Annotated in this window: 18 protein-coding genes and 1 rRNA gene; all 19 read left to right on the forward strand. The window is 71.8% G+C overall.

Annotated elements, in window-relative coordinates; all coding sequences use genetic code 11:
* Positions 1–80 (forward strand): 5S ribosomal RNA (gene rrf / locus HHX37_RS30055); the annotation flags it as partial.
* Positions 81–229: 149 nt separating this feature from the next.
* Positions 230–1513 carry a bifunctional folylpolyglutamate synthase/dihydrofolate synthase gene (locus HHX37_RS30060; RefSeq protein ID WP_396777275.1) on the forward strand — a complete coding sequence of 428 codons (1284 nt, stop codon included), beginning with the start codon at positions 230–232 and terminating at the stop codon, positions 1511–1513.
* A gap of 5 nt (positions 1514–1518) precedes the next feature.
* The gene (locus tag HHX37_RS30065; protein WP_244302526.1) at positions 1519–1869 is read left to right on the forward strand and encodes a DUF4233 domain-containing protein; all 351 of its coding nucleotides are present in this window, start codon (positions 1519–1521) and stop codon (positions 1867–1869) included.
* An 11-nt stretch (positions 1870–1880) separates the two neighbouring features.
* The gene (locus HHX37_RS30070) at positions 1881–3422 is read left to right on the forward strand and encodes a hypothetical protein (RefSeq protein ID WP_182887616.1); all 1542 of its coding nucleotides are present in this window, start codon (positions 1881–1883) and stop codon (positions 3420–3422) included.
* 133 nt (positions 3423–3555) lie between these two features.
* The gene (gene ndk, locus HHX37_RS30075) at positions 3556–3966 is read left to right on the forward strand and encodes a nucleoside-diphosphate kinase (protein WP_117408856.1); all 411 of its coding nucleotides are present in this window, start codon (positions 3556–3558) and stop codon (positions 3964–3966) included.
* 219 nt (positions 3967–4185) lie between these two features.
* Entirely contained in the window at positions 4186–5217 is a 1032-nt protein-coding gene (locus tag HHX37_RS30080; RefSeq protein ID WP_182878073.1) for a rod shape-determining protein, read from the forward strand.
* A 9-nt stretch (positions 5218–5226) separates the two neighbouring features.
* Positions 5227–6261, forward strand: a complete 1035-nt coding sequence (gene mreC, locus HHX37_RS30085; RefSeq protein WP_182887617.1) for a rod shape-determining protein MreC — start codon at positions 5227–5229, stop codon at positions 6259–6261.
* A 3-nt stretch (positions 6262–6264) separates the two neighbouring features.
* Positions 6265–6783 carry a rod shape-determining protein MreD gene (gene mreD / locus HHX37_RS30090; RefSeq protein ID WP_182887618.1) on the forward strand — a complete coding sequence of 173 codons (519 nt, stop codon included), beginning with the start codon at positions 6265–6267 and terminating at the stop codon, positions 6781–6783.
* Positions 6780–8837, forward strand: coding sequence for a penicillin-binding protein 2 (mrdA, locus tag HHX37_RS30095; RefSeq protein ID WP_138463338.1), 2058 nt, complete (start codon positions 6780–6782; stop codon positions 8835–8837). The genes mreD and mrdA overlap by 4 nt, the downstream gene beginning before the upstream one ends.
* Before the next feature lie 10 nt (positions 8838–8847).
* A complete protein-coding gene (gene rodA / locus HHX37_RS30100; protein WP_182878070.1) occupies positions 8848–10020 on the forward strand; it encodes a rod shape-determining protein RodA in 1173 nt (390 codons plus the stop codon).
* Positions 10021–10193: 173 nt separating this feature from the next.
* Positions 10194–10442, forward strand: a complete 249-nt coding sequence (locus tag HHX37_RS30105; protein ID WP_117408862.1) for a hypothetical protein — start codon at positions 10194–10196, stop codon at positions 10440–10442.
* 54 nt (positions 10443–10496) lie between these two features.
* Positions 10497–11936: a hypothetical protein gene (locus HHX37_RS30110; protein ID WP_182878069.1), complete on the forward strand. Its 1440-nt coding sequence runs from the start codon at positions 10497–10499 to the stop codon at positions 11934–11936.
* Positions 11933–12814, forward strand: a complete 882-nt coding sequence (locus HHX37_RS30115) for a phosphotransferase family protein (RefSeq protein ID WP_182887619.1) — start codon at positions 11933–11935, stop codon at positions 12812–12814. The genes HHX37_RS30110 and HHX37_RS30115 overlap by 4 nt, the downstream gene beginning before the upstream one ends.
* Before the next feature lie 70 nt (positions 12815–12884).
* Positions 12885–14807 carry a TIGR03960 family B12-binding radical SAM protein gene (locus tag HHX37_RS30120; protein WP_182887620.1) on the forward strand — a complete coding sequence of 641 codons (1923 nt, stop codon included), beginning with the start codon at positions 12885–12887 and terminating at the stop codon, positions 14805–14807.
* Positions 14808–14853: 46 nt separating this feature from the next.
* On the forward strand, positions 14854–15624 hold the full coding sequence (locus HHX37_RS30125) for a TIGR03936 family radical SAM-associated protein (RefSeq protein WP_310738411.1): 771 nt from the start codon (positions 14854–14856) through the stop codon (positions 15622–15624).
* 103 nt (positions 15625–15727) lie between these two features.
* Positions 15728–18613, forward strand: coding sequence for a ribonuclease E/G (locus HHX37_RS30130; protein WP_182887621.1), 2886 nt, complete (start codon positions 15728–15730; stop codon positions 18611–18613).
* 186 nt (positions 18614–18799) lie between these two features.
* Positions 18800–19114: a 50S ribosomal protein L21 gene (gene rplU / locus HHX37_RS30135; protein ID WP_117408867.1), complete on the forward strand. Its 315-nt coding sequence runs from the start codon at positions 18800–18802 to the stop codon at positions 19112–19114.
* 44 nt (positions 19115–19158) lie between these two features.
* A complete protein-coding gene (rpmA, locus tag HHX37_RS30140) occupies positions 19159–19416 on the forward strand; it encodes a 50S ribosomal protein L27 (protein WP_117408868.1) in 258 nt (85 codons plus the stop codon).
* A 117-nt stretch (positions 19417–19533) separates the two neighbouring features.
* Positions 19534–20883, forward strand: coding sequence for a GTPase ObgE (obgE, locus tag HHX37_RS30145; RefSeq protein WP_117408869.1), 1350 nt, complete (start codon positions 19534–19536; stop codon positions 20881–20883).
* Positions 20884–20891: the final 8 nt, after the last annotated feature.

Consider the following 20891-nt stretch of genomic DNA (forward strand, 5'->3'; position numbering starts at 1 on the left):
TTCCGAACCCGGAAGTTAAGCCTACCAGCGCCGATGGTACTGCACCGGGGACGGTGTGGGAGAGTAGGACGCCGCCGGACAATTTTTTGAGGGGGGTCATCCCGTTTGGGATGACCCCCCTTTTTTTTGTGCCCGGAACCCCGCCCCGGCGGTGGGTGTGAGGTGAGGGGCGATGACGACGTCCCGTACGCTGAGGGTCGTGGAATATCGAGCCGTCGAGCAAGCGATCATGGCGCGGGGGGTGGAGTGGGATTTCGATCCCTCTCTCGATCGGATCGCCGCGCTGATGGAGATCCTCGGCGATCCCCAGAAGTCGTACAAGGTCGTTCACATCGCGGGGACCAACGGCAAGACGAGCACCGCGCGCATGACCGAGGCCCTGCTGCGCGAGCGCAACCTCCGGGTCGGCCGCTACACGAGCCCGCACCTGCAGTCGATGCGCGAACGCATCTCCGTCGACGGTGAGCCCCTCTCGGAGGAGCGGTTCACCGAGGTGTACGAGGACATCGCGCCCTACCTGGAGATGATCGACGCCAGGGTGGGGAAGCTCAGCTTCTTCGAGGTGCTGACGGCGATGGCGTTCGCCGCGTTCGCCGACGCCCCCGTGGACGTCGCGGTGGTCGAGACCGGCATGGGCGGGACCTTCGACGCCACCAACGTCGCCGACGGCACCGTCGCGGTGATCACCCCGGTGGCGCTCGACCACACCGAGTACCTCGGCCCCGACATCGCCACGATCGCCGGCGAGAAGGCGGGGATCATCAAGCCCAAGGCGACCACCGTGCTGGCGCAGCAGGCGCTGCCCGCCGCCGAGGTGCTGATGCGGAGGGCCGCCGAGGTCGGCGCGGTCGTCGCCCGGGAAGGGCTGGAGTTCGGCGTGCTGCACCGCGAACTGGCGATGGGCGGCCAGATGCTCCAGCTCAGGGGCCTCAAGGGCGTGTACGAGGACGTCTTCCTGCCGTTGTACGGCGCGCACCAGGCCGGCAACGCCGCCGGCGCCCTGGCCGCGGTGGAAGCGCTGACGGCCGGGGACGACCCGCTGGGCGACGAGGTCGTACGGCAGGGTTTCGCCCAGGTGAGCAGCCCGGGAAGGCTGGAGGTCGTCCGGCGCGGGCCCACCGTCCTGGTCGACGCGGCGCACAACCCCGCGGGCATGGAGGCGACGGTCGAGGCGCTGACCGAGGCGTTCGGCTTCACCCGGCTCGTGGCGGTGGTGGCGGTGATGGCCGACAAGGACGTGGAGACGATCCTGGACCTGCTCGAACCGGTGGCCGAGGAGATCGTGGTCACCCGCAACTCCTCCCCGCGCTCCCTGAGCCCCGACGACCTGGCGGTCCGCGCGCAGGCCGTCTTCGGCCCGGACCGCGTCCACATCGAGGACCGGCTGGACGACGCGATCGACACGGGCATCGGACTGGCCGACCAGGGGGACGAACTGGGCTCCGGGGTCCTGATCACCGGGTCGGTGGTCACGGCCGGCGACGCCCGGGTCCTGCTGAAGGCCGCCAGGTGAGGGCGGTGAGCGGCGGCATGTTCGAGGTGACTCCCGGCATGCGGCGGCTCTGCGCGAGCGTTCTCGGCATGCAGGCGATCGTCGTGGCGCTGGTGACTCCCGTCGCGATCACCATCAACCACGTGTCCCCGCCGGTCGCGGTGACCGTCGGGCTCGGCCTGGCCGTCCTGTGCGTGCTGATCGCCGGCCAGCTGAAGCGGTCGTACGCCTATATCGCGGGCAGCGTGCTGCAGATCCTGACAATCGCCACAGGATTCCTGGTCCCGGCCATGTTCTTCCTCGGGGTGATCTTCGCCGCCCTGTGGATAACCGCCATCTTCGTCGCTCGCCGTGTCGAAGGGACGACGAAGCGCTAAAGTCGGCTTCCATGGCCGTCCCTCCCGTACCGCAGGCACGGGCCGCCGTGCCGGTCCGTGCCGTGCGCGTCCCCATGCTGGTCGACGTCGTCATCGGGCTGCTCACCGTGGTCGCCCTTCCTCTCGCGGTCGTCGCGATCCCGAACACGATCTCCGTCGTGGCGGCGCTCCTGCCGCCGGGGGTCTCGCAGGTCGAGATGATCCGCGCGCACGGTCTCGCGCTGCCCGCCATGCTGGTGACCGTGCCCGTCGCCGCGGTGGCGGTGCGCAGGTTCCGCGCGGCGCCGATTCTCGTCGCGGGGCTGACCCTGCTCGCGCTCGCGGACGCCGCGGGCGGATACACCGAGACGGTCACGCTCGTCGGCGTGCTGCGCGTGCTCCACGGAATCGGCGCGGGCATGCTCGTCCCGGCCACGCTCGCCGCGGTGGCCGAGCGTCCCCGTCACCGGGTGCTGCTGCCGATCTGGGCAGGCGCGCTCGCCGTGTCGCTGCTGTCGGCGCAGGCACTGGCGCTGTGGGCGATCCGGGACGTGTCGTCCTGGCGGGTCACCCTCCAGCCGTACCCGCTGCTCACCGGGGTCGCGCTGGCCCTCGCCGCGGTGTACCTCGTCCTGTGGATGGTCACCGGCGGCGCCGGCGCGGCCGAGGCGGAGGGCGAACGGCAGGTGCTGCCCCTGCGGCGGCCCACCTCCGCCGAACGCGGCAGGCTCGCGCTGGCCGTCGTGCCCGCCGCGGCGATCGCGGCGCTGGGCGTGGGCGTCACCTACGACTGGCCGCCCCTGCTGGTGGTCGCCGCGGCGGCGCTCGCGACGGTGGCGATGCTGGCCCTCGCGGCGTTCGGCGCCATCGAGGGACAGGGCGGCCGGACCCTCGCGCTCGTCAACGTGGCCGTCGGGCTGGTCGTGCTGCCGACCGCCGCGCAGATGACCTACATCGAGCTCGGCGGCCCGCTGGGTGGTCCCGGGCTGCTGGGTCTGTGGGTGCCGTTCCTGGTGGCCGGGCTGGCCGCGCTCGCGGCGGCCGTCCTGGCGGGAAGGGCGCCGGAGACGTCCGCCACGCGGATGACCGCTGTCGGTCTCGCCGCCGTGGTCGGCGGGATGTGCGCCGTCAGGCTTCTCGTCCCGGCGCCCTCCGGCACGCCGCTGGTGGTGCCGTTCGTCCTGCTGGCCGCCGGGGCGGCGGTGGCGCTGGTCGGCGCGTTCCGGCTGGCGGGCCTCGGCTCCGCGCTGCTGGGCCTGTCGCTGTGCTTCCCCGCCGTGCTCGCCGGCTTCCTGCTCGGCACCGGCATCCAGGTCAACCGGCTGCGCGAGGCCGCCGGGTCCGCGCCGGCCGGCCGGGACGGGGGGAACGCGCTCGTGAAGGGGTTCGTCGACGCGCTGCACATGTGGGCGCTGGTCGGCGGCTTCGTCGTGGTCGGGGTGATCGTGCTCTCGTCGGTCCTGGCGCGGCGGAGCGCCGCCGCCGCGTCCGCCGGTCAGGTGGTGATCCCCCTGCCGACGCCCTCGCCCGAGGGGGACGACCCCGGACCGCAGGAGCCGGACACCGTGCGCTGACCACGCCGGGTGAGCGGAGTGGCGCACCTGGACCGGTAAGCTGCCGTTGCGTTGGAGCTCCCGGGCATGCCCGAGAACCGGCGGGTCGGACGCCACGTGAGCGTCACCCACGACGACAATAGGAGAGAAGACCGTGTCCGAGCGTACGCTTGTCCTGATCAAGCCCGACGGGGTCCGTCGCGGCCTCGTCGGGGACGTCATCGGCCGCATCGAGCGCAAGGGCCTCAAGATCGTGGCGATGGACCTGCGCACGCTCGACGCCGAGACGGCCAAGGCCCACTACGCCGAGCACTCCGAGCGCCCGTTCTTCGGCGAGCTGGTGGAGTTCATCACCGGCGGCCCGCTCGTCGCGATGGTGCTGGAGGGCCCGCGGGCCGTCGAGGCGTTCCGCGCGCTGGCCGGGCTCACCGACCCCGTGAAGTCCGCGCCCGGCACCATCCGCGGCGACCACGCGCTGGAGATCGGCGAGAACGTCGTCCACGGCTCCGATTCGCCGGAGTCCGCGGCCCGGGAAACCAAGATTTTCTTTCCCGACCGTTTCTAGTCCTTGCCCCACGAGAGGCCCCGGTTTAAACCGGGGCCTCTCGTGTTTTCCCAGGTGGTGATCGAGCTTAGACCGGAGCAGGCCGGTTTTTCCGGGGGCTTGGGAGCTCGATGTGCCCAGTGATGAGCACGTGCGGTTACGATTCGAATGCGATGCGTCATCCCGCACTCCCGCTGAACCCGGTAACCGCTCACCACCTGAAGGAAGGCTTCCTTCCGCATGGGCAGCAAGCTGACATTCCTGGGCCGTGACATGGCTGTCGACCTTGGCACGGCGAACACTCTCGTCTACGTCCGAGGGCGCGGCATCGTCCTGAACGAGCCGTCCGTCGTCGCCATCAACGTCACGACCGGCAAGATCGTGGCAGTTGGGATCGAAGCGAAGCGGATGATCGGGCGGACGCCCGGAAACATCGTCGCGATCCGGCCCCTGAGGGACGGGGTCATCGCCGATTTCGATGTGACCGAGCGGATGCTGCGGTACTTCATCCAGAAAATCCACAAACGCCGGCACTTCGTGCGCCCGCGCATCATCGTGGCCGTACCCAGTGGCATCACCGCGGTCGAGCAGCGCGCGGTGAAGGAAGCGGGCTACCAGGCCGGCGCCCGCCGTGTGTACATCATCGAGGAGCCGATGGCGGCGGCGATCGGGGCCGGTCTGCCGGTGCACGAGCCGACCGGGAACATGGTCGTCGACATCGGCGGCGGCACCACCGAGGTCGCCATCATCTCGATGGGCGGCATCGTGACCAGCCAGTCGATCCGCGTCGGCGGCGACGAGCTCGACCAGGCGGTCATCTCCTTCGCCAAGAAGGAGTACTCCCTGATGCTGGGGGAGCGCACGGCGGAGGAGGTCAAGATCGCGGTGGGTTCCGCCTGCGCCACGGGTGAGGACTTCCACGCCGAGGTGCGGGGCCGTGACCTGGTCACCGGCCTGCCGAAGACCGTCGTCATCAGCGCCGAGGAGATCCGCCGGGCGATCTCCGAGCCGGTCAACACGATCGTCGACGCGGTGAAGTCCACGCTCGACAAGTGCCCGCCCGAGCTGTCGGGAGATCTCATGGACCGGGGGATCGCCGTGGCCGGTGGCGGCGCCCTGCTGCGCGGCATGATCGACCGGCTGCGCGAGGAGACCGGGATGCCGGTCCACCTCGCCGAGAACGCGCTCGACTCCGTCGCGCTGGGCTCCGGGAAGTGCGTGGAGGACTTTGAAGCCCTCCAGCAGGTGCTCGTGCCGGAGCCCCGCAGCTAAGGAGCGGTCATGAGAGACACCCGCCGCGCCCGGCTCATGCTCGGCCTCCTTCTCGCCGTCGCGCTGATCCTGATCACCGTGGACAACCGGGCCGGGAGCGACCGCGTCCTCGGCCCGGTGCGCGGCTTCGCGGGGGCGGTGTTCGGGAAGGTCGAGCGCGTCGGCGCCGCCGTGACCGGGCCCATCACCGGCTTCGTCGGCATGCTGCGCGACGCGCCGTCCGCCCGCCGCATGATCGGCGACCTGCGCAAGGAGAACGCGCGGCTGCGGGACGAGGTCTCCGCGCAGCGGCTCGACCGGGCGCGGTCCGACAAGCTGGACCACATGCTCGGGCTGGCGGGTCTCGGCCGCTACCGGATCGTGCCGGCCCAGGTCGTCGCGCGGCGCACCGTGGCCGGGTTCGAGGACACGGTCGAGATCGACGTGGGGGCGGCCGACGGGATCCGGGCCGACATGACCGTACTGAGCGACCAGGGGCTGGTCGGCAGGGTCATCCAGGCCGGCCCGGCCAGCTCGACGGTCGCGCTGCTGACCGATCCCGCCCTGTCGGCGGGGGCCCGGCTGGAGGGCGGCAACGAACTCGGTGTCGTGAACGGGCTGGGCGAGGCGGGCGGCGGCGGCAACCTGATCAAGTTCCGGCTGCTCGACTCCACCGTGCCGATCGGAGTGGGGCGGCGGATCGTGTCGTTCGGCTCGCAGCGGAGCCTGCCGTACGTGCCCGGCGTGCCGATCGGGGTCGTCGAGCGGATCGACAACACCCCGGGCGAGGTCACCAGGACCGCCTACGCGCGGCCCTTCACCGACTTCTCCGCGCTGGACGTCGTCGGGGTCGTGGTCGCGGCGCCGAAGCGGGATCCCCGCGACTCCGTGCTTCCGCCGGTGCCGCCGCCGCCGAAGCCGCGCGACGAACGGCGGCCCGGCGAGCACAGGACCGGTCAGAGGTCGCTGGAGGAGGGGTTCGGACTCCGGCGGCCGGCGCCACCGCGTGACGAGCGGGCCCGCGAGGGCGTGGCGGCCGGCGAGGGCCGCGGCGGGAGGAACTGAACGATGCTCCGCAACGTCACCCCTGCGCTGCTGCTCTTCGCCGTCCTGGTGCTGCAGGTCGTCCTGGTGAACCGGCTGCTGTTCACGTGGGCGCCGGACCTGATGCTCCTGACGGTCGCCGTGCTCGCTACCAGGCGCGGGCCCCTGCCGGGCGCGGTGATCGGCTTCTGCGGCGGGCTCGCCTACGACCTGCTGCCGCCCGCCAACCACACGCTGGGCCAGTACGCGCTGGTCCTGTGCTTCCTGGGCTACGCGGCCGGTCGTGCGGGCGACCGCCTGCCGCTGCTCGTGATGGCGGGCTGCGCCGTGCTCGCGCCCGGCATGGTGGCCGGTCTGGGCGCGCTGCTCGGCGCGCCGGGGGTCACCTGGGGCGTGCTGGCGACGGCGTGGCCCCGGGCGGCCGTCTGCAATCTCGTGGCCGCTCCACTGGTGCTGTGGGCGGTCAACGCCCTGTACGGCGGCCACCGCAGACGCGCGGGCCGTACGGAGCTCGTTCCGGGTTATAGACGGGGGGCGGCATGACACGGTTGCGCGGGCGGCTGATCGTCCTGCAGGTGATGGTCATCGCCATGATCGTCGTGCTCGTCGTCCGGCTGTGGCAGGTCCAGGTGGTGCAGGGATCGCGGTTCGTCACGGTCGCGACGGAGACGCGCACCCGCGAGGTGCGGGTGCCCGCCCTGCGGGGGGCGATCCTCGACTCCTCGGGCCGTCCGCTGGTGCGCAACCGCACGACGCTGGTGGTCTCGGTGGACCGCGGCCGGCTGGAGCGCATGCCGGACGGCGGCGACGCGGTGCTGCGGCGGCTGTCCGGCGTGCTGAAGGTGCCGCTGCCGAAGCTGAAGATGGAGATCCGGGCGTGCGGCCCCGGCGTCAGCCGCCCGTGCTGGCCCGGCTCGCCGTACACGCCGATCCCGGTGGCGACGAACGTCAACCCCCGGGCGGCGCTGCAGATCCTGGAGCGCCAGGAGGACTTCCCCGGCGTGACCGCCGACATCCAGGCGATGCGCGACTACCCGAACGGCAGGGACGCCGCCCAGCTTCTCGGCTACCTGCAGCCGGTGACGCAGAGCGAGCTGGAGAAACGCGAGGGCCTCAAGGCCAACTACTCGGGCGTCGACCTCACCGGCCGCGACGGGCTGGAGCGGACCTACGACGCCGCGCTGCGCGGCACGGCGGGCCTGCGCGCCGTCCAGGTCGACCGGATGGGCAAGGTCATCACGGTGGACCAGCAGTCCGATCCGGTGCCCGGCGACGTCCTGGTGACCAGCATCGACGCCAAGGTGCAGCGGATCGTGGAGAAGTCGCTCGACCAGGCCATGCAGGAGATCCCGAACTCTGACGGCGCGGCGGGCGTGGTGCTCGACGTGAAGACCGGCCGGGTGATCGCGATGGCGAGCCGGCCCAACTACGACCCCAGGGTCTGGACGGGCGGCATCACCGAGAAGGACTACCGGCGCCTCCTGTCCGACAAGTCGGGCAAGCCGCTGGTGTCGCGGGCGATCGCGGGCGAGTACGCCCCCGGTTCGACGTTCAAGATCAGCTCGGCCTCCGCCATGATCGCCGACGGGGAGCCGCTGCACGGCACCTACCAGTGCCCCGGCGCCTACACCGTCGAGGGCAGGTCGTACCCGAACGCGGGCGGCATGAGCCTCGGCGCGATCTCGCTGCACGAGGCGCTGGTGAAGTCGTGCGACACCGTCTTCTACAAGTCCGGATACGAGGAGTGGCTGCGCGACGGCGGCAAGACGCCCAAGTCCAAGGTCAAGGAGCCGATGCCGAACATGGCCAAGGCGTACGGCTTCGGCCGCCGCACCGGCATCGACCTGCCCGGCGAGTCGCCCGGCCGCATCCCCACCCGCGCGTGGAAGCGTGACCTCTACAACTCCACCAGGGCCGAGATGTGCAGGCGGGCCAAGATCGGCTATCCGGAGATGAAGAACGAGAGCCGCGCCGCCTTCGCCAAGCGGCTGGCCAACGAGAACTGCCTGGAGGGCATGATCTTCCACGCGTACGAGGCGGTGAACCTGTCCATCGGCCAGGGCGACGTCCTCGTCACGCCGCTCCAGCTCGCCCGGGCGTACGCCGCGCTCGTCGGGGACGGGAACGTCCGCAGCCCCCGGCTGGGCTGGGCGCTCATGCGGCCCGACGGCACGTTGCACAAGGAGATCCCGGTGCCGGTGGAGTATCACCTGCCGGTCAGCGACGAGACCCGCACCTACATCCGCAAGGCGCTCAGCGAGGTGCCGTCGGACGGCACGGCGGCCGGCGCGTTCCGCGGGTTCCCGCTGAACATCGTGAAGATCGGCGGCAAGACCGGCACGGCGGAGGTCTACGGCAAGGAGGACACCTCGTGGTTCGCCTCCTTCGCGCCCGCCGACAACCCGCGGCTGGTCACCGTGGTCATGGTGGCGCAGGGCGGTTTCGGCGCCTCGACCGCCGCGCCCGCCGTACGGCGGATCTGGGAGGGCATCTTCGGCCTCGGCAAGGGGGACAACGGCAAGCCGGTCCAGCCGGCGCTCCCCGACGGCAAACCGGTCACGCGGCTGCCGGCCATCAGCCGCGACGGGACCCAGTGAGGCGCCTGCCATGACCGAGGCCATGAGAGTGGGACGCGGGTCGCTGGCGCGGCGGGCGATCGGCCGCGGCGCGGTCGTCTGGCGGATGGACTGGCTCCTCCTCGGCGCGGTCCTCGCGCTCAGCGTCGTGGGCACGCTGCTGGTGTGGTCGTCGACCAGGACCTGGTCGTCCATCGAGCCGACCGCGATGGCCAAGAAGCACGTGATCAACCTGCTCATCGGGCTGGCCCTCTACAGCGCCGTCGCCGTGAGCGACTACCGGTGGCTCCGCACGTACGCGCCGGTCCTGTACGCCGTGGCGCTCCTGGGGCTGGTGCTCGTGCTGACCCCGATGGGCTCCACGATCAACGGGCACCACTCCTGGATCATGGTCGGCGGCGGCTTCGCCGTACAGCCGGACGAGCTGGCCAAGCCGGTGCTCGTGCTGATGCTCGCGCGGCTGCTCGCGCGGCCGTCCGAACGGGACAAGGACCGGCCGCGGGCCCTGAACGTCGCGCTCTGCATCGCGCTGACCGGCGTGGCAGCGGGATTGATCATGCTCGAACCCGACCTCGGCACGACGATGGTGCTCGCGACGATCACCGGTGCGATCATCGTGCTCTCCGGGGTGCGCAAGCGCTGGGTGGTCGCCGGGATCCTGCTCGCGGCGCTCGCCGGGGCCGCGGTGTGGTCGCTGGGGCTGCTCAAGCCGTACCAGGTGGCGCGGTTCACCGCGCTGCTCGATCCGTCGACCGACCCTCGCGGCGTGGGCTACAACAGCAGGCAGGCCCTGGTGGCGATCGGGTCGGGCGAGTTGTTCGGCAAGGGGCTGTTCCACGGCGGGCAGACCACCGGCCGCTTCGTGCCCGAGCAGCACACCGACTTCATCTTCACCGTCGCGGGGGAGGAACTCGGCTTCGTCGGGTCCGTCGCCGTGGTGGCGCTGCTCGGCGTGATCCTGCTGCGCGGCGCCCGGATCGCCCGGATGTGCAACGACCGGTTCAGCGCGCTCGTCGCGGGCGGGATCGTCGCGTGGCTCGCCTTCCAGACCCTCGTCAACGTCGGCATGACCATCGGCATCATGCCGATCACCGGCGTGCCGCTGCCGTTCGTGTCCTACGGCGGCACCGCGACGTTCGCGAACATGACGGCGGTGGCCGTCCTCCAGGCGATCCACCTCAGGTCGCGGCCCTTCTCCTCGTGACGCCTCCCGATGCCTGCCGATGCCTCCTGATATCTCCTGATGTCGTCGTGACACTCCCATGAGAGCGGTTCGCAGGGTGGCGGATCCCCGCTCTCACTGGCGTCCGCACGGCGCGGCGAACAGTATGGGAACGGAACAGGTTCGGGGGCTGAACGAACCATTACGGAGGAACGGTGACTCCGGACGACGAGGCGCGGGACCGCCAGCGTGCCCTTGAACTGCTGCGCAGGGCCTTTCCCGACTACCGGATCGTGTACGGCGGCGGCCGGTGGGCCGCCGCGGCGGCGGGCGACCCGCCGACGGTGTGGTTCGCCGAGACGCCGGCGAGCCTGTGCGGACAGCTCTTCACGGCGCAGTTGCGCAGCGGCGGGACCATCGCGCCCCTCCGGGTGGAGGAGAGCGACTCGCAGTGCGCGAGGTGACCGGTTCGTGACATCGACACCGTTAGCGTGCGGTTGTCACCACTGGGAGAGCCGATGACGACACCCTCACGCGGCGGGGACCGGTCCGCCATCCAGATCGCCGGCGGCATCCGCGAGCGCACCCTCGCCGCTCTCGGGGACCCGCCCACGACCGCGGTCTTCCACCAGATCGCCGAGGAGATCCATCTCTGCTGCCCGCGGCTGTCGCGCTTTAAGTGCGTGCGGCTGGCGTACGGGTGGACGGTGGAGGAGGCGATCGAGCGCTTCCACGCGATGTGCGACCGCGAGCAGATCAAGCGCAGGGGGCTGACCGAGCGGTCCTGGCGGGAGTGGGAGGCCGGGGCCCGGCCCGACCGCGACTACACCGACCTGCTGTGCCGGCTGTTCGAGACCGGGCCGGTGCAGCTCGGGTTCGCCCGCGACTACACGCCCGAGGAGCTGCGCCGCCCGGACGGTGGATGGCAGCGCGGGACGGCCCCGGACCTGGTCACCGCCGCCGCCCGCGAGGCCAGTGAGCACGCCGAGCGGGCCGAGACGAGCGAGGTCGGCGACAGCGCGCTGGAGCGGCTGCGCACACAGGTGATCTGGCTGTCGCGGCGGTACGTCTGGGAGTCGCCGCTGCCGCTGTTCGTCGAGATGCGGGCGCTGCAGGAGCAGGCCCGGCGGGCGCTGGAACGGCGTGTCCATCCCGCCCAGGCCGGTGAGCTGTACTTCCTGGCGGGCACGCTGTGCGGGCTGATGGCCAACGCCAGCATGGACATGGGCCGCCGGATGCCCGCCGACACCCTCGCCCGCGCCGCCTGGACGTACGGCAGGATCGCCGGGCACCAGTCGCTGATGGGATGGGCACGCGGCATGCAGGCGTCGGTGGCGCTGTGGGACCGGCGCTACGAGGACGCGGCGGGCTACGCGGAGGCCGGCCTGACCCACCTGCCGAGGGGACAGGGCGGCGCCCGCCTGCACATGCTGCGCGCCCGCGCCGGCGCCATGCTCGGCTGGACCCGCGAGGCCGAGGACGACCTGCTCAGGGCGGCCGACGCCCGCGAGCCGGGAGCGGGGGACGAACTGCACGACGGCTTCGCCGGCGAGTTCGCCTTCCGGCCCGCCAAGCACGCCTACTACTCGGCCGTCGCGTACCTCCACCTCGGCCGGCCGGACCGCGCGATCGACCAGGCCCGCGCGGCGCTCGACCTGTACGCGCGGGAGGACCGGCAGAACAGGTCCTACGGCTGTGAGGCGATGGCCGCGGCCCACCTCGCCGCCGCGCATCTGATGGAGGACGATCCCGCCGGGGCGGAGCGGGCCATGGCGCCGCTGTTCGACCTGCCGCCCGAGCGCCGGATAGACAGCCTGGCCGAGACCCTGCAGGCCGCCCGGCCGCGGGTGGGCGGCTCGCTCGCCGACCGGCTGGAGGCGTTCTGCGCGTCCGGCCTGCCCCAGTCGGCGGCCCGCGCGCTGCCGGAGGCACCTGTGCACGAAGGAGGCGTGGGATGACCGTCTCCACCGTCGCGGGCACCCCGCCCGCCCTCGCGGAGGCCTGCCGCATGGCGGGGCTCGACGCGTCCGGCGCCCGGCTGCTGCGCAGCTTCGCCAACGTCGTCTACCACCTGCCGGGCGAGGGGGTGGTCGTCCGCCTCGCCGAGTCGGGCGCCCCCGGCAAGTACGACCGCCTGGTCACCTCGCTCAAGGTCACAAGGTGGCTGCACGAGCAGGGCTTCCCGGTCACGCTGCCGCTCGACGTGCGCCAGCCCCTCGCGGTGGAGGGCTGCCTGGCGACCTTCTGGCTCTACGAGGACGGCGCGGGCGACGGCGACCCGGTCCCGCTCGGCCTCCTGCTGCGCCGCCTGCACTCCCTGCCGCCCGTGCCGTTCGAGCTGCCGACCTTCGACCCCTTCGGCCGCGTGCGGCGGGCCGTGCACGCCAGCCGCGTGCTGGACGACGAGGAACGGGAGTGGCTGGTCGCGCGGTGTGGGGCGCTGGAGGAGGCGTACTACGAGCGGGTCGAGTTCACGCTGCCGTACGGGCTGGTCCACGGCGACGCGCACCGGGGCAACCTGATCCGCACCCGGGACCGGCTGCTGCTGTGCGACTGGGACTCGGCCGGCGCCGGGCCGCGCGAGATCGACCTGGTGCCCACGCTGCAGGGCGCGCGGTTCGGCGTGTCCGACGCCCAGCGGGACGGCTTCGCCCGTGCCTACGGCTGTGACATCCGGGAGTGGCCGGGATATCCGGTGCTGCGCGACATCCGGGAGCTCCAGACGCTGACGGCCGCCCTGCGCATCGGGCACCGGGACGCGGCCGCGCACGCGGAGCTGCGTCACCGCCTGGCCTCGCTGCGTGCCGGGGACGGCCGGCTGTGGCATCCCTTCTGACCCCTCCTGGAGCCCCACGAGGGGTGCAAGATCCGCAGGGGCCACTCCCGGAAGCCGATACCCTGGAGTCATGTCTGTCGAGTCGTTGTTTCCCCGCCTGGAGCCGCTGCTGCCGAAGGTGCAGAAGCCGATCCAGTACGTCGGGGGCGAGCTGAACTCGACGGTCAAGGACTGGGACGAGGCGACCGTCCGGTGGGCCCTCATGTACCCGGACGCCTACGAGGTCGGCCTGCCCAACCAGGGGGTGCAGATCCTCTACGAGATCCTCAACGAGCTGCCCGAGACGCTGGCCGAGCGCACCTACGCGGTGTGGCCCGACCTCGAGGCGCTCATGCGGTCCGAGGGCGTCCCGCAGTTCACCGTGGACGGCCACCGGCCGGTTCGCGCGTTCGACGTCCTCGGGGTGTCGTTCGCCACTGAGCTCGGCTACACGAACCTGCTCACCGCGCTCGACCTGGCGGGGATCCCGCTGGAGGCGGTGGACCGCACCGACGAGGATCCGATCGTGCTGGCGGGCGGCCACGCCGCCTTCAACCCGGAGCCCATCGCCGCCTTCCTCGACGCCGCCGTTCTCGGCGACGGCGAGCAGATCGCCATCGCGATCTCCGAGGTGCTGCGCGAGTGGAAGTCCGAGGGCGGCCCCGGCGGCCGTGACGAACTGCTGATGCGCCTCGCCTCCACGGGCGGGGTGTACGTCCCGAAGTTCTATGACGTCGAGTACCACCCGGACGGCCGCATCATGCGGGTCGTCCCCAACCGCGACGGTGTGCCGTCGCGCGTCTTCAAGCACACGGTCATGGACCTCGACGAGTGGCCGTACCCGAAGAAACCGCTGGTCCCGCTGGCCGAGACCGTGCACGAGCGGTTCAGTGTCGAGATCTTCCGGGGCTGCACCCGGGGCTGCCGCTTCTGCCAGGCGGGGATGATCACCCGTCCGGTCCGGGAGCGGTCGATCACCACGGTCGGCGACATGGTCGAGGCGGGGATCAAGGAGTCCGGCTTCAACGAGGTCGGGCTGCTGTCGCTGTCCAGCGCGGACCACTCCGAGATCGCCGACATCACCAAGGGCCTCGCCGACCGTTACGACGGCAGCCAGATCGGGCTGTCCCTGCCCTCCACCCGGGTCGACGCGTTCAACATCGACCTGGCCAACGAGCTGTCCAGGAACGGCCGCCGGTCCGGGCTCACGTTCGCGCCGGAGGGCGGGTCCGAGCGGATGCGCAAGGTGATCAACAAGATGGTCACCGAGGAGGACCTGATCCGCACGGTCACCACCGCCTACTCCAACGGCTGGCGGCAGGTGAAGCTCTACTTCATGTGCGGGCTGCCGACGGAGGAGGACGTGGACGTCCTCGGCATCGCCGACCTGGCCAAGAAGGTCATCAGGGCGGGCCGGGAGGCGACCGGCTCGCGGGACGTCCGCTGCACGGTCTCCATCGGCGGGTTCGTGCCCAAGCCGCACACGCCGTTCCAGTGGGCCGCCCAGTGCGACCACGAGACGGTGGACCGCCGGCTGCGGGCGCTGCGCGAGGCCCTGCGCTCCGACAAGGAGTACGGCAGGGCCATCGGCTACCGCTACCACGACGGCAAGCCGTCGATCGTGGAGGGGCTGCTGTCGCGGGGCGACCGCCGCGTGGGCAGGGTCATCCGGGCCGTCTGGGAGGACGGCGGCCGGTTCGACGGCTGGAGCGAGCACTTCTCGTTCGAGCGGTGGATGGCCGCGGCCGAGCGGGCCCTGGCCGGTGAGCCGGTGAACGTGGACTGGTACACCATCCGCGAGCGGGACGAGCACGAGGTGCTCCCCTGGGACCACCTCGACGCCGGTCTCGACCGCGAGTGGCTGTGGCAGGACTGGCAGGACGCGCTGGGCGACGTGGAGGTCGAGGACTGCCGCTGGACGCCCTGCTACGACTGCGGCGTCTGCCCGACGATGGGGACGGAGATCCAGGTCGGCCCGACCGGCAGGAAGCTCCTGCCCCTCACGGTGATCTGACGCCCCGACAAGACGACTGACCGATACCGGAAGGACGACGGAACTGGTGAAACCCGTTCCCGAGGGGCCCGCGCCCGAACCCACGGTGCAGCGCCTGCGCGTGCGCTACGCCAAGCGGGGGCGGCTGCGCTTCACCAGCCACCGCGACATCTCCCGCGCCGTCGAGAGGGCGGTGCGGCGAGCGGGGATCCCGGTGGCCTACAGCGCGGGCTTCAACCCGCACCCGAAGATCTCCTATGCGGGCGCCGCCCCCACCGGGGTGGCGAGCGAGGCCGAGTACCTGGAGATCGGCGTCCACCGGGCGTGCGATCCACGCCGGGTGCGCGACGACCTCGACGCCTCGCTGCCGCCGGGCCTGGACGTGCTCGACGTGGTCGAGGCGCGGGACGGCGGCCTCGCCGACCGGCTGGAGGGATCGGTCTGGGAGTTGCGGCTCCCCGGGGCCGATCCGGGGGAGGCCGAGCGGGCGGTGAAGGAGTTCCTCTCGGCCGGTCACGTCGAGGTGGAACGCCTGACCAAGAAGGGAATGCGGCGCTTCGACGCCCGCCAGGCGGTGCGTACGCTGACCCTCGTGGAGGGGCCGGAAAAGACGGCAGGTCAGGAGCCTGTTCAGCCGTGTGTCATACTTCGTATGGTTGTTCGGCACGAAACACCTGCCGTACGACCCGATGACGTGCTCATGGGGCTGCGTCTCGTGGCAGGCTTCGCGCCGCCGTCACCCGCTGCGGTGACCAGGCTGGCGCAGGGGCCGCTCGACGCGGTGACCGGTGAGCCCGCCGACCCGTTCGATCTCGACCGGGCAGGCGGAGAACGATAAGACTTGCCGCCGCGGCGCCGACAGGAGGCCCGGCGGACCGCGAGAGACGAGAGCCTCCGCGCGGCGCGGAGACGTGCCCGGGGGCTGACGGGAGAGCGCCCGCATGCTCGACAACGAGCCCACTGACGGGGCTGTGAGCCTTGACGGTGAAACGACAACAGAAGACCAGGGCCAGGCCGGAGGGAACGTGGTTTCCTCCGGTTCGGTCCGTGCGTCCACGCCACGCCGCCGGTCGGCGAGCCGGCCCGCCGGGCCCCCGCCCGAGCCGGACGAACTGCCGCCTCCGGTGACCACGGTGGCCGCCGCCGCGGCGCCGAAGGCGGTGGAGCCCGAGCAGCCGGGCCAGGAGGCGCAGGAGGCGCCGGTCGTCCAGGAGCGGCCGAAGCGGGCCACCCGCCGCCGCACCAAGACCGCCGAACCGCCGGCTCCCGAGCCCGCGGTGGCGGAGGCGCCGGTGATGGAGACTCCGGTGCCCGCGCAGGCCCCGGCCGGTGGTGACGTGGCCCCGGCCGCCGCCCCTGAGATCGCGGGCGCCGAGCCCGTGGACGGCGGGAACGACGAGCCGGCCGCGCCCACGCGGCGTCGCCGTAGCCGCAAGCGGACCGACACGCCGGAGCAGGCCGAACAGGCCGAGCCCGCCGAGCAGGCCGAGGCCGTCGAGGAGACGCCCGCCCCGCGCCGCCGCCGTCGTGCCCGGGCGGACGAGTCCGTACCGGAACGATCCAGGGCGATGAGCGCCGCGGAGGCGGAGGTGGCCGCCGCGCTGCGGCTGAACCTGCCCGACGAGGAGCCGCTGGACGACGAGCCGATCGACATCGAGGACATCGACGTCGAGGAGATCGGTGAGACCGAGGAGGAGAACGGCCGTCCTGACGTGGTGGCCGACCCCTTCGGGCTGTCCTCCCGGTCGCAGCCCTCGCCCTCGGTGACCTTCCAGGCGCCGTCGGCGCTGTTCCATCCGCTCTTCCAGGCTCCCGACCCCTTCGCGGCGCCCGTGCAGCGGCCCGCCGCGCACGTCCCGGCGCCGGCGACGGCCGGGGACGAGGACCTTGAGCCGGAAGAGCCGGAGGAGGAGCCGGAGGAGACCGCCGAGCAGGGCGAGGACGAGTCCGAGGGCGGCGGCCGTCGTCGTCGCCGCCGTCGCGGCGGCCGGGGCCGGGGAAGCCGGACGAGGGACGCCGAGGAAGGCGAGGAGTCCGAGGCCGAGGGCGAGGAGCCGCGGGCCGCGCAGGACGAGGACGAGGACCGCGAGCAGGCCGAGGACGAGTCCGACGCCCAGGGCGGCACCCGTCGTCGCCGCCGTCGCCGCCGCAGGGGCAGCGAGGAGGCCGAGCCCACCCCCGACGACCCGCCGAACACCGTCGTCCGCATCCGGGCGCCCCGCGCGACCCGGTCCACGTCCGTCGACGAGGTCCAGGGCGTACGGGGATCGACCCGGCTGGAGGCGAAGAAGCAGCGCCGCCGCGAGGGCCGCGAGCTGGGCCGCCGCCGCCCGCCGATCATCACCGAGTCGGAGTTCCTGGCCCGCCGCGAGTCGGTCGAGCGGATCATGGTGGTACGCCGCCAGGGCGGCCGCACCCAGATCGCGGTGCTGGAGGACGGGGTCCTCGTCGAGCACTACGTCGACCGCGAGTCGAGCCAGTCGTACGTCGGCAACGTCTACCTCGGCAAGGTCCAGAACGTGCTGCCCTCGATGGAGGCGGCGTTCGTCGATATCGGCAAGGGCCGCAACGCGGTGCTGTACGCCGGAGAGGTGAACTTCGACACCGCCGGGCTGGAGGGCCAGCCGAAGCGGATCGAGGCGGCGCTGAAGTCCGGGCAGTCGGTGCTGGTGCAGGTCACCAAGGACCCGATGGGGCACAAGGGGGCCCGGCTGACCTCCCAGATCAGCCTCCCCGGCCGCTACCTGGTCTACGTGCCGGACGGCTCGATGACCGGGATCAGCCGCAAGCTGCCCGACAAGGAGCGAACCCGGCTCAAGCAGATCCTGCGCAAGGTCATGCCGGAGAACGCGGGCGTCATCGTGCGCACCGCCGCGGAGGGCGCCTCGGAGGAGGAGCTCGACCGCGACGTGGCCCGGTTGTCGGCCCAGTGGGAGAACATCCAGCGCAAGGCCAAGTCGGCCAGCCCGCCGGAGCTGCTGTCGGGTGAGCCCGACCTGACCGTCCGGGTGGTCCGCGACGTGTTCAACGAGGACTTCACCTCGCTGGTCGTCGAGGGCGACGAGGCGTGGACGACGGTGGACGAGTACGTCCGCTACGTCGCCCCGCACCTCACCGAGCGGCTGTCGAAGTGGCAGGAGGAGACCGACGCCTTCTCCGCCTACCGGATCGACGAGCAGATCGCCAAGGCGATGGAGCGCAAGGTGTGGCTGCCGTCCGGCGGCTCCCTGGTGATCGACCGGACCGAGGCGATGACCGTCGTCGACGTCAACACCGGCAAGTTCACCGGGCAGGGCGGCAACCTGGAGGAGACCGTCACCCGCAACAACCTGGAGGCGGCCGAGGAGATCGTCCGCCAGCTCAGGCTGCGGGACATCGGCGGCATCATCGTCATCGACTTCATCGACATGGTGCTGGAGAGCAACCGCGACCTGGTGCTCCGCCGGCTGCTGGAGTGCCTGGCGCGGGACCGCACCAAGCACCAGGTGGCCGAGGTCACCTCGCTGGGCCTGGTGCAGATGACCCGCAAGCGGGTCGGCCAGGGTCTGCTGGAGGCGTTCTCCACGCCGTGCGACTGCTGCCACGGGCGCGGGATCATCGTGTCGACCGAACCGGTCGAGGGCAGGCCCGAGCCACGCGGCACACAGGGCAAGATGGCCATCGAGAAGGCGGTGGCCGACAAGCTGGCGGCGAGCGAGGGATCGGTCGCCGCGGCGACGGGGTCGGCGCGTGAGAGCGTGACCGACGCCATCGACTCAGACGAGGGCGAAGGCTCCGCGCCGTCCTCCCGGGGACGGCGACGTTCCCGCAGGAAGACGGCGGAGTAGCGACTTCCTCACCCGGCGGTCCGCTCGGTTCGACCTGGGTACCGGATATCCGGTACCCTGGTCATCCGGTGCGCCTGGTGTCGGCGTGCCTGGCTTCGCGCGCCTGCCCGGACCGCCGGTCGTGTATCGACAGCAGCTGGATGCGGGGCGCGGCATCTCAGCATTAGCCAGTAGAAGGGTTCCGCGGTGTACGCGATCGTTCGTTGCGGCGGCAGGCAGCAGAAGGTCTCCGTCGGGGACGTCCTCGAGGTGGACAAGGTCGCCGGAGAGGTTGGCTCCTCGGTGTCGCTGCCGGCGGTGCTCGTCGTCAACGACGGCGATGTCACCACCGACGCAGCCGCTCTCTCCCGGTTCCAGGTGACCGCCGAGATCCTCGGTGAGACCAAGGGACCGAAGATCCGGATTCTGAAGTACAAGAACAAGAGTGGCTACAAGAAGCGCCAGGGTCACCGCCAGCGGTACACCCAGGTCAAGGTCACCGATATCAACCCCGGAAAGTAGTCTCCCGGGGGACACCCCGGCTTACCCCCGACAGGGAGTGAACCATGGCACACAAGAAGGGCGCCTCGTCCACCCGGAACGGCCGTGACTCGAACGCCCAGCGCCTCGGCGTGAAGCGCTTCGGCGGCCAGCTGGTGAACGCGGGCGAGATCATCGTCCGTCAGCGCGGCACGCACTTCCACCCCGGCGACAACGTCGGCCGCGGCAGCGACGACACGCTGTTCGCCCTGGCCACCGGCCGGGTGCAGTTCGGCACCAAGCGCGGTCGCCGCGCGGTGAGCATCGTCCCGGCCGCGGAGTAGATCCGCCCGGACACCTGAAGCAGCACGATGAGGCGGATCGAGCATTCGGTCCGCCTCATTCGTTTTCTCCGGCCGTACTCCGGTCGATTCCGGCACAGCAGTAAGGGGGAGCGGCTGATGGCCGACTTCGTGGACCACGTCGTCCTGCACATCAAGGCGGGTGACGGGGGCAACGGCTGCGCCTCCATCCACCGGGAGAAGTTCAAGCCGCTGGGCGGGCCGGACGGCGGCGACGGCGGCCGCGGCGGGGACGTCATTCTGGAGGTGGACCCCAACACCTCGACCCTGCTCGAATACCACCACCGGCCGCACCGCCGCGCGGGCAACGGCAAGCAGGGCATGGGCTCCAACCGGGACGGCGCCAACGGCGAGGACGTCGTCCTGCCGGTGCCCGACGGCACGGTCGTGAAGGACGCCAGGACCGGGGAGGTGCTGGTCGACCTGATCGGCTCGGGCACCCGGTACGTCGCCGTGCAGGGCGGCTTCGGCGGCCTCGGCAACGCCGCGCTCGCCAACGCCAAACGCAAGGCCCCCGGCTTCGCGCTGCTCGGGGAGCCGGGCGACGAGGCCGAGATCGTGCTCGAACTCAAGACCGTCGCCGACGTCGCGCTGGTGGGCTTCCCCAACGCGGGCAAGTCGTCCCTGATCGCGGCGCTCTCCGCGGCCCGGCCGAAGATCGCCGACTACCCGTTCACCACCCTCGTGCCGAACCTCGGGGTGGTCACGGCCGGCGAGACCGTCTTCACGGTCGCCGACGTGCCCGGGCTCATCCCCGGCGCCTCGGAGGGCCGGGGGCTCGGCCACGAGTTCCTGCGGCACGTCGAGCGCTGCTCGACGATCGTGCACGTGCTCGACTGCGCCACGCTGGAGCCGGGACGCGACCCGGTGACCGACTTCGAGGTGATCGAGGCCGAGCTCGCGGCGTACGGCTCCCTGCAGGACCGGCCGCGCCTGGTCGCGCTGAACAAGGTGGACGTCCCCGACGGCCGGGACCTCGCCGACATCGTCACGCCCATCCTGGAGGAGCGCGGCGTGCGGGTCTTCGAGATCTCCGCGGCGAGCCACGAGGGCCTGCGGCCCCTGTCGTTCGCGATGGCCGAGATGGTGGCGGCGGCCCGCGCGCAGGCCCCGGTCGAGGAGCCGACGCGTCTGGTCATCCGGCCCAAGCAGCTCGGCGAGGCCGGGTTCTCCGTACGCCGGATCGACGAGAACCGCTTCCAGGTGACCGGCGAGAAGCCCGAGCGGTGGATCCGCCAGACCGACTTCACCAACGACGAGGCCGTCGGCTACCTCGCCGACCGGCTCGATCGGCTCGGCGTCGAGGAGGAGCTGATCAAGGCCGGTGCGACGGCCGGCGCTGAGGTCGTCATCGGGCCGATGGAGGGCGGCTACGTCTTCGACTGGCAGCCGTCGCGGGGCGCCGAGGCGGTCCTCGGGCCGCGCGGCACCGACCTGAGACTCGGCTGACCGGGAGA

Source organism: Microbispora sp. H10885 (assembly GCF_014161415.1).
GTDB lineage: Bacteria > Actinomycetota > Actinomycetes > Streptosporangiales > Streptosporangiaceae > Microbispora > Microbispora triticiradicis.